This window comes from Lachnoclostridium phytofermentans (genome assembly GCF_000733755.1).
Classification (GTDB): Bacteria; Bacillota; Clostridia; order Lachnospirales; family Lachnospiraceae; genus Lachnoclostridium; species Lachnoclostridium phytofermentans_A.
In genome coordinates this window covers 604,476-613,081 of sequence record NZ_JPOF01000007.1, presented here as the reverse complement: position 1 = coordinate 613,081, position 8,606 = coordinate 604,476, and the positions used below count along the sequence as shown (strand labels likewise).

The window sequence follows — 8,606 nt, the reverse complement described above, 5'->3', positions numbered from 1 at the left end:
CTATTATTACCATCCAATAAGTCGTTTTGAGTGCTCATTTTAAACAGCCCTTTCTTCTTATTGAATAATAATTATTATTAGCTTATTTGCTTATGCAAATTCTTGTATCGCTTCCTTGCATCTGATATTGAAAAATCTGCAAGTCCTTTCAGTACAAAAGTGATTTTGTATGGATCTGATTTCCCATCTTCACCCACCTCACCAATAATAACTTTTTTTACGATACTTTCAAATACAGCACGATCAAATCTATCCATTACCTTAACTTCGGAAATTCGTGCTCTTATTTCCTTCATTCTCTTACCAACATCTTTCTTAGCCGCTTCATTTTCAATCAAAATCTGCTGCTCCTGCTTAGTTTGACTGATTTTCCGTGTAAATTCATCAAATCTTTCATCATAAGCCTCTTTTGAAATTTTATCATCAAGCAACATGTCAGTCAATTTCTTTCGCTTGGCTTCCACTGTTGCCAGGCTCTTATCAACACGTTTTAATCTATCGCTATTATCTGTACTGGATAACTCAATCTCAATAGATTCTAATACTGACTCTAAGATATCATCAAAATTATCCGCCAATAACTGAAAGGATTCTACGAAAGCATTTTCAAGAATAGATTCATCAATAGCTTTACTATCAGGACAACTAGCCTTTCCCTTATTAGCAGCCGTTCTACATACCCAAACCGGCTTTTTATGTTGTGTATCCTGATGATGTGATCTTCTTGAGAATTTTGTTCCGCAATACGCACATTCACACATGCTGCTAAATGCAAATTTACGCGACTGCTTTTCCCTTGTTCCTTCTATAATACTTGTGTTCTTGCCATATCTGCTCTTACGAATTTCCTGAGCCATATTCCACTCTTCCTCAGATACGATGGCTTCATGATGATTTTTAATATAAAACTGATCTTCTTCACCCATATTATCAAGCCTGCGTTTCGTAAGTGGATCTACTGTAAAAGTCTTGCCTAGAAGTAAATCTCCTTTGTATTTCTCGTTCGAAATAATTCCTCTTATGCCACTGTCAGTCCATTTAACGATACCTTTCTTGTTTTTCTTACCTAATCTGATCAAATCTTTCGCTATAGTGTAGGCACCATATCCTTGATTATAACGATTGAAAATCCACCGAACAATATCAGCCTCTTCTTCGTTCATGCTAAGTGACTTATCTTCCTGATGATAATCATATCCCAGACAACCATTAAAACCTAATAATTCACCTCGTTTCATTTTCATCTTAAGTCCCATTTTTGTATTGGCTGATAAAGATTCAACTTCATTCTGTGCCAGTGTGCTTAATAATGCCAATGCCATTTCGCTTTCCATCGAAAGAGTATTAATGTTCTCTTTCTCAAAAATAATCGCAACATTCTTCTCTTTTAGCATACGCACATACTGTAACGTATCAACAAGATTACGTGAAAATCTAGAAATAGATTTTGTTAGAACAACATCTACTAAGCCGTTCATACAGTCATTAATCATATTTAAGAAACCATCTCTTTTTGATGTCTTCGTTCCAGTTATTGCTTCATCTGAATAAATACCAACAAATGCCCAATCCTTATTCTTGGATATTTTATCTGTATAGTATTCCATCTGAGACTGAAAACTCTGTAACTGTTCCTCTCCATCGGTACTTACTCTCACATAGGCTGCCACTCTCTGTCTTTCTAGCCTCAATCCTTTTCCAATAGTATCTCTACGCCTGCTTACAGTACCATCACTTGCTTTTATTACTTCAACTTCTGCCATATTGACCTCCTCCTCTCTTGAAGTATGGTAAAATCAGAAACCTTTCATGTTTGTTTCTGACTTTACTATAATCCAAAAGTTAAATATGAACGAACATGTGAAAATGCCGATGAAATTTTTTCACCGGCATTCTAATATGTTATGTATTCATAAAACTAACCACGTTATATTCTCTCATAATTCTCTTTTTCACTGCTGTGTACTCGTCTTCACTGAGTAATGCCATACAATAAAGCTTTCCAAGAACAGCTAATTTCTTTGCTAATTCCAATTCTTTTGCCATTTACTCACTCCTCATCCAGCAGTTCAAGCTGATAGATAAGTGCTATATTAAGTTTTTCTATCAATCTTTTGTCCGTAATAGCTGCAATTTTCTTAATAACCTGCGTACGATCCGCACTGCACAATTGTTCGCACATTGCCATTCCTGATTCTCTCAAATTTTCACAGTCATTCTTATCTATAAAAATATGCTCTGGTCTGTCAATTTGTCTAAATGATTGTGTCATCGGAATCACAAGAATCACAGGACAGTCTGGAATGAAACGGCCACATACAATAGCAGGGCGAGAACCAACCATTTTACAATGTTCTGTATCATCTCCCATATTAATTAGTACGATATCACCTTTTTTAACAGGTTCCATTGCTAATGCTCTTTCAATTGTATTTGGCACTTTATTGTAATTGTTTCCGTTCCCATCACCGTTACGGAAGACATTGTTATTTCTTGTCGGTTTAGTTGTTTCAGGATAGTCTTCAACAAATTCTCTAATCTTCATTTTTCCTCCAATCTGGTCAGCTAGTTTTCACCAGCTGACCAACTAATGCATATTTCTTTATAGTAGTGTAATTGTACAACGATTTTCGAAGATATCCTCATCGCTATCGTCTAAAGCTGATACATCAATACCCTTAGCTTTTCCTTCCAATGCAAATCTTACAAAACCGCCATAGCAGCCAATCATAGTAACAAAATCTTCTATGATTTCTGCTTCATCTGAAATCATTGCTTCTGATAATGCAACGATGCCTTCAGCCTCACAATCATCTATCATATCTAAGCATGTGGTATAACCTTTCTTAGCAATTCCCGTGCCTCCAGTATATTCTGATATAATAGCAACAATTTCATACCCCTGTAGCTTTGACCACTTTATCAAATCATTCTGTAGCTTGCTGTCTAAATCACTATCTTCACTTTCACACAAATAAATAATTATTCGAATCTTATCCATTTCGTTATTTCCTTCTTCTATTTCATTGATATACTCAACTGCCTCTTTTTCTGTCGGACAGCTAATCACTTTGTTTCCATAAGCGTCAAAAATGACTGTTTCACTACCCATAATCACAATTGAATAGTTAGCAGCCATATTAATACCATTTACTCGCTAATTCCTGAATAACACAGCAATAATTTTCTTTATCCTGGTATAACACCAAATCATCATTCTTTCTGACAAAGATACATGCTCCAAGATTCATCAATTGCAATGCAAATTTTCTTGCTTCATCTGTATTATTGAAGAAGCTTTCAAGTTTGTCTACAATAATAATATTGCTTTTTCCTGATTTTACTGCCTCCAAAATATTTTTGAGATAATCGCCTTCTGCATTACCCCTAAACTCAACAACAAGATCTCCTTCTACTTCCTTAATTCCTGTTCCAACTGTCATTTCTACCAGTTGTGTCAATATAGACTTTCCAGATGCTTCTGTTCCTTTGCTTCTAATATATATTGATGCTCTATTCATCGTTTTTTACCTCCATCGTTTATGTAGAGAAATTTGCCGGCGTTGCTTTCTCAAATAAGATCCTTGCTACCAAGACTCTTATTTCAAAAAGCAAAATGACATGTACCGAAGCAGCTTTTACCACTTCCCTCCTCGCCCACATGTCTGGGAACACAGTAAGTATCTTTGATTAAAAGACATTGTACACGCTGATTACTCAGCTTGCCGGTTATAAGCCTTTGCCCGTAGGAACTGTTTGCCAGCAGCACCCGTACATATCAGTCTTGACCTTGGTTTTATAATGGAAATCACTCCATTTGTCTTGTGAATGGCTCGCTCGTTCCTTACTACATTACGTATGCCTTTCGGCAGGAACATATTGGCTTAACTCCTTGCTGGATAGCTTTAGCATTCGACCACAATTTTGTAAATTCAAATTGTGTCCTTAGTCTCTTCCGTGGATAATATCCACACCTCCCTCAGCTCCCTTCGTTTTTTTCCCGTTTGCTTAATGAGGTTCCTGTGTTGAATATTCAGTTTTCAAAGTACAGCGGTTTGTATTTCTTAACCTGTACTTATGATAGAATATTCAACTACCAAATCCCACAAAACGTATTTGGATATTACGCACGTCTCACCCAATGCATTGGGAATTTGTAAAATTAAGCTGTTTCCGGGAAAAATATATTCATAAATTCAATCATTTTTTTCTTATCTGCCTGCAATAATTTATTATAACGATTAAGAAAATCATCATCCGAAGGAGCTTGTCCAACACCTTTTACGAGATAATCCAGTGACACTTTAAAAAAATCAGCTACTTTTTCAATATTTTCAAGTTTTACATTGTTGTTGCCCGTTTCCATATTAGATATGGTATTGTCTGATACTCCGATTGCTTCTGCCAATTCCGACTGGGACATACTTTTTAGTTTTCTGCATTCACGTATTCTCTCTCCCATTTGAAAGTTTTTATTTGTAGCCACTGGATCACCTCCTTCCTTTCTGGCATGGCTTTATTTACTTAGATTTCAAAATGATTTTAAATATAATATGACAGATTATTTATGAATCAAATTTTCATATATAAAGAAAAACAAAAAAAGCCAGAATAAGAGTTAGTTACTTAACTAACTTCTTACTCTGGCAATTTGCTATCTAACAGTTATAGGATGCGGTTTTAAAACTTGCCCTATAACAGATCTGATTATTCAGATCTCTATGCTGATGCGTGGCTCAGTAGTCACTGTATATAATTTGTAGCTGCTTTCTTGTATGCTACAATTCTTCTGCTTCTATGTTTCTCCGTTACATATTGCAAATTAATTACAGATACTGCTCTGCAACAAGGGCATTTAATCTTTATAATGCCTTCTGCCGATGCCCCACAATCAAATAACCTTTTATTTGAACAGAACGGACAATGTACATGTATTTCCTCCTCTGCTAACTCCACTTTTAACACCTCCACTAAAATATTCGGGGGCTGTTTAACAATTATATGTAACCTTTCCATCGGTTCCTGGTAGCGATAAAAATATTATAAATCGAACACTTGTTCGTGTCAATATTTATTTACCAGTGCCTGTCCTTTATTTCGTACTTGTTACTTGTTTTATCCCAGAGTAAATTTATTTTACTAATTTACTGATTTAACAAAACCATCATCATCCCCTTAATCTCATTAATACTATAATGAGAGATATTCCACGATATCTTCGAGTACTTTGCAAAAGAACCTCACTTCAGTTTCCAGCTGCTCAGCTTTCTGCTTTGGACGCCACACCCTGTCTATGGCTTTCTGGTCAAGACTTCGTAGTTTTCACCCTCTATATTTCTTCCTATATTGCTCGTTGGTAATTAATGTGTAGCTGTAACCTTAATCTGATCTGTTATTTCTAACCAGACCAAAGCATTTACATATCAAAATCCCCTATGGTTAGATGATATTCTCTTAAATCTACTATTCTATTTTCAAGGATCACTATGCTTGCCTTAAGCACAATATAATAATAAAACATTTCAAGATGGTTTTCTCGACCTCGTAAGTCTATCTTCCACTGATTCGTAGACTTTGTTGGTCTATTTTATTCAAATGCGGCTTTTAGAATATTCTTAGCTCTGTTAAAATCTCTTGGATTTAATTCATCCAGAATATTGGTAACCGCCTCCCTCTCATTCTGTTTTTTTCTACCATAAAGGAGGAAGTCAGCAGATACATCCAGATATTGTGTCAAAACAAAGATATATTCTAATTTGCACTGTACTTTTCCATTCTCAATCCTAGACATCTGGTCTTTTCCTGATACATATCTGCTCCTCCTTCCTTTGTAAATTTCTTTGATGCTTGTTATTCTTCTTCGTCCATATAAGAATACTCAGCACCACAATTAGGACATTCAACATCAAAATCGCCATTTAGCCACATGCCGATATGACCACATTCTTTGCATTCCAGTTCGTCTTCATCAATTAATGAACTCATCTTGTTCACCTCCTTGCTATATGTTACATACCTAAAATATCATTTTTGACATGCTATCTTGGTAGAGAATTCTATCTTTTTTTATTTCTATAAAAATAATCTTCACAAAAAAAGAGCAAATCTATGAAACAGAATACGATTCATATGATTTCATATGAACAGTAACTGTATTTCATAGATTTGCTCCGGTTATATTCGGTGGCTCATACTATCTATTTTAACCTATACTGTTTCTCAACAATATGGTACGGTGGCCCCTGTACTCGGTAGCTTTGAAATATGATATATCAAAGTTTTCTAAGCTTAAGCAAATTCATCTTCAACAATCAAATAGGTTTCCATTGTTTTTAAATCAATTAACACCTTTCCTTTACATCGATAACATTTCTGATTTATATGCCCTTCCTGTGTATCTGAATATACATATGTAAGGCTATTCCCACAGCACGGACATTTTGGTTTTCCTTTCAGTTTCATTGAATCAACATAGCTCTGCAACATAACTCTACGCTTATTATTTATTCTCATAAATGCTCCTCCTTTTTATATTTCTCGCCCCATAATGTGTAATAATTTAATATGGCATTGTCTAGTTCTTTTTCAGAACTGTGATACATATTTATAAATTCCTTTTGTTTTTCAAGAATATCAACCGTATTCTCACGCTGCATCATTAATTCATTTATATCCCGCAAATATACTGCTGGTGTCAAGTTCATATTTTCACCATCTAAATCTGATAATGAAATTATTTTACTTATTCCATCAATTTCTTGTTTATTTAGTACTATTGATGCCAACTTTTTGTAATCAATATATCCCGTTAATGTATTCTTGTCCTCGCACCGAATATATCTACTCCCTTTTTGCCCGCTCAAATCAACAATCTGTATTTTCTGATTTACATTGCTAATATCTGTACCTTTTCGCAATACAATAATACATAGTCTTACTGCAACTGTTGCAATTCCATTAGGAAGCTGAATAATTGCTTCAATACTGCCTCTTTCAGCTATTCGAACTCTATCCTCTTTTGTAGCTCCTTCTCTTGAAAGTATTGAAATCGGGACTATAAGTATACCTTTTCCATCTTGTTTTAATTTCTTTATAATATGACGTGCATAAATCCACATTCCACTATCCGCCAAAGAATCTCCGTATAAAAATTCCTGTGCACAATCGCTGCTGTTTATTTTCTGCGAACTAACCTCTTTATCCACTAATTGTGGTGCCGATATTATTCTATCAAATAACTTTTCAGGAAATCTTAATGTCATTGGGGTTTGCAGTACATCTCCAACTACAATATCCAAATCATTTACTCCCGTAATTTTTAAAATAACATATGCAACTACTGCTTTTTCAAAATCTGGTTCTTCTGCATAGATTTTTGAACCAGTTGTCGCACTTATCGCAAGTAATGCGCCTGCACCACAAGAAAAATCGTAATACTCCAGGTTATCATCTGGCTCAAGTATTTCAACAGCACCAGTTATCAAATTAATGTCATTTTCATATACTCCGCCTTTAAAAGTATGCATCCCATATAGTGAAGAAACTATCATTAACAATGCATAAGTTATATTTTTTCTGTTTTCAGAAATTGAAAAATCAAGCATATCAATTAAATAAAGTACCTCCTCAAAATCTTTAGGTAATTTTGAAAAATCAATTCTCTGCGTGTATTGCCAAAAAATATTCATATTCTCAGATTCGACTATTACTCTCTTCTGAATATAGTTTGTCAATACTGAATTATCAATTTCTTTATTGTCCCTTAGTGTTTCATGAATATATGAAAACAAATTGTTCTCCGTATCAGTATTATCATTATCTATAAGATATTTTAAATATATAATGTAAATCGCATTAACAATGCTTTTTCCTTTAAAAGCATCATAATACTTCCATAATGACAATTCTTTTTCTATCCGTCTTACTACCTTGATAACTTCATGTGAATCCATCTCTTTATTCATTACCAAACACCTCTCTTGCGGTTTCCATAATAATATTTTCAGCCATCTTCATTTCGTGGTTTATCATCTTTTTCATTAGAACTTGTCTTTCACAACAAACCCTAAATACTTCACCAATAGCTCTTTGCTCTTTGATATTTGGCAATGGAATTGGTAGTTTTTTTATATCCTTAATTTTAAGCAATGATGACGCAGATGCTCCATTGGCTGTTATCAGATATTCCTTGGTAAAAGGAGTATTTAGGTATCCTACTAAATAATACGGATCTACTTCTTTTAAATTTAAACCGCTTATTTTGCAGCAAAATGATGGAATTAGATAGTTTTCATATTCTCTTTCTATATATACAGAGTCAAATGGTTTATTCAATTTTAGTACTATATCTCCATATGTTGTTAATTTATCAGAAGAAACCGTTTTAGATAAATTGATTTTTTGAACTTCTTCACCATCAATCATTCCGCATGTAATTGATCTCAATGTTAATACGTTTCTCGTTCCCTCAATCCTTTTATAAGTGTCTTCTTTATGTTCAATTCTTGATATAACTATTCCACTTACTATTTCATTTACAATTGAATCCAATTCTCTTGTTACCATCCCATTCTCCTTTGTCAAGTATTATACGTGTTTTCTTTTCT

Annotated in this window: 12 protein-coding genes; all 12 read right to left on the bottom strand. The window is 34.3% G+C overall.

The window, feature by feature from the left end; genetic code table 11:
- Positions 1 to 77: 77 nt before the first annotated feature.
- The 12 genes from CC92_RS0118695 to CC92_RS0118635 all read right to left on the bottom strand — a co-directional run bounded on the left by CC92_RS0118695 (position 78) and on the right by CC92_RS0118635 (position 8,565).
- Positions 78 to 1,763: a recombinase family protein gene (locus tag CC92_RS0118695; RefSeq protein ID WP_031420664.1), complete on the bottom strand. Its 1,686-nt coding sequence runs from the start codon at positions 1,761 to 1,763 to the stop codon at positions 78 to 80.
- Between the two features lie 139 nt (positions 1,764 to 1,902).
- A complete protein-coding gene (locus CC92_RS22875; RefSeq protein ID WP_170123023.1) occupies positions 1,903 to 2,046 on the bottom strand; it encodes a hypothetical protein in 144 nt (47 codons plus the stop codon).
- 4 nt (positions 2,047 to 2,050) lie between these two features.
- Positions 2,051 to 2,545 carry a type II toxin-antitoxin system PemK/MazF family toxin gene (locus tag CC92_RS0118685; RefSeq protein ID WP_031420662.1) on the bottom strand — a complete coding sequence of 165 codons (495 nt, stop codon included), beginning with the start codon at positions 2,543 to 2,545 and terminating at the stop codon, positions 2,051 to 2,053.
- A 57-nt stretch (positions 2,546 to 2,602) separates the two neighbouring features.
- Positions 2,603 to 3,139: a hypothetical protein gene (locus tag CC92_RS21215; protein WP_034225339.1), complete on the bottom strand. Its 537-nt coding sequence runs from the start codon at positions 3,137 to 3,139 to the stop codon at positions 2,603 to 2,605.
- 1 nt (position 3,140) lies between these two features.
- Positions 3,141 to 3,521 (bottom strand): hypothetical protein, encoded by a 381-nt coding sequence (locus tag CC92_RS0118675; protein ID WP_031420660.1) that lies wholly within the window; start codon positions 3,519 to 3,521, stop codon positions 3,141 to 3,143.
- Between the two features lie 641 nt (positions 3,522 to 4,162).
- Entirely contained in the window at positions 4,163 to 4,486 is a 324-nt protein-coding gene (locus tag CC92_RS22305; RefSeq protein ID WP_197035814.1) for a helix-turn-helix domain-containing protein, read from the bottom strand.
- Between the two features lie 257 nt (positions 4,487 to 4,743).
- Positions 4,744 to 4,956 carry a hypothetical protein gene (locus CC92_RS0118660; protein ID WP_031420657.1) on the bottom strand — a complete coding sequence of 71 codons (213 nt, stop codon included), beginning with the start codon at positions 4,954 to 4,956 and terminating at the stop codon, positions 4,744 to 4,746.
- A gap of 631 nt (positions 4,957 to 5,587) precedes the next feature.
- Positions 5,588 to 5,791 (bottom strand): hypothetical protein, encoded by a 204-nt coding sequence (locus tag CC92_RS21210; RefSeq protein WP_034225336.1) that lies wholly within the window; start codon positions 5,789 to 5,791, stop codon positions 5,588 to 5,590.
- Between the two features lie 59 nt (positions 5,792 to 5,850).
- Positions 5,851 to 5,985, bottom strand: a complete 135-nt coding sequence (locus CC92_RS23265; RefSeq protein WP_278246075.1) for a hypothetical protein — start codon at positions 5,983 to 5,985, stop codon at positions 5,851 to 5,853.
- A 303-nt stretch (positions 5,986 to 6,288) separates the two neighbouring features.
- Positions 6,289 to 6,513, bottom strand: coding sequence for a hypothetical protein (locus CC92_RS0118645; RefSeq protein WP_031420656.1), 225 nt, complete (start codon positions 6,511 to 6,513; stop codon positions 6,289 to 6,291).
- Positions 6,510 to 7,964 (bottom strand): N-6 DNA methylase, encoded by a 1,455-nt coding sequence (locus CC92_RS0118640; protein ID WP_031420654.1) that lies wholly within the window; start codon positions 7,962 to 7,964, stop codon positions 6,510 to 6,512. Before CC92_RS0118640 ends, CC92_RS0118645 begins: the two co-directional genes overlap by 4 nt.
- Complete coding sequence (locus CC92_RS0118635; RefSeq protein ID WP_031420652.1) at positions 7,957 to 8,565, bottom strand: restriction endonuclease subunit S; 609 nt, start codon at positions 8,563 to 8,565, stop codon at positions 7,957 to 7,959. The genes CC92_RS0118640 and CC92_RS0118635 overlap by 8 nt, the downstream gene beginning before the upstream one ends.
- Between the last annotated feature and the right edge of the window lie 41 nt (positions 8,566 to 8,606).

Coding starts and splice junctions, on each gene's coding strand:
- CC92_RS0118695 (WP_031420664.1), bottom strand. CDS start 1,763: ATGGCAGAAGTTGAAGTAATAAAAGCAAGTGATGGTACTGTAAGCAGG.
- CC92_RS22875 (WP_170123023.1), bottom strand. CDS start 2,046: ATGGCAAAAGAATTGGAATTAGCAAAGAAATTAGCTGTTCTTGGAAAG.
- CC92_RS0118685 (WP_031420662.1), bottom strand. CDS start 2,545: ATGAAGATTAGAGAATTTGTTGAAGACTATCCTGAAACAACTAAACCG.
- CC92_RS21215 (WP_034225339.1), bottom strand. CDS start 3,139: ATGGCTGCTAACTATTCAATTGTGATTATGGGTAGTGAAACAGTCATT.
- CC92_RS0118675 (WP_031420660.1), bottom strand. CDS start 3,521: ATGAATAGAGCATCAATATATATTAGAAGCAAAGGAACAGAAGCATCT.
- CC92_RS21210 (WP_034225336.1), bottom strand. CDS start 5,791: ATGTCTAGGATTGAGAATGGAAAAGTACAGTGCAAATTAGAATATATC.
- CC92_RS23265 (WP_278246075.1), bottom strand. CDS start 5,985: ATGAGTTCATTAATTGATGAAGACGAACTGGAATGCAAAGAATGTGGT.
- CC92_RS0118645 (WP_031420656.1), bottom strand. CDS start 6,513: ATGAGAATAAATAATAAGCGTAGAGTTATGTTGCAGAGCTATGTTGAT.
- CC92_RS0118640 (WP_031420654.1), bottom strand. CDS start 7,964: ATGAATAAAGAGATGGATTCACATGAAGTTATCAAGGTAGTAAGACGG.
- CC92_RS0118635 (WP_031420652.1), bottom strand. CDS start 8,565: ATGGTAACAAGAGAATTGGATTCAATTGTAAATGAAATAGTAAGTGGA.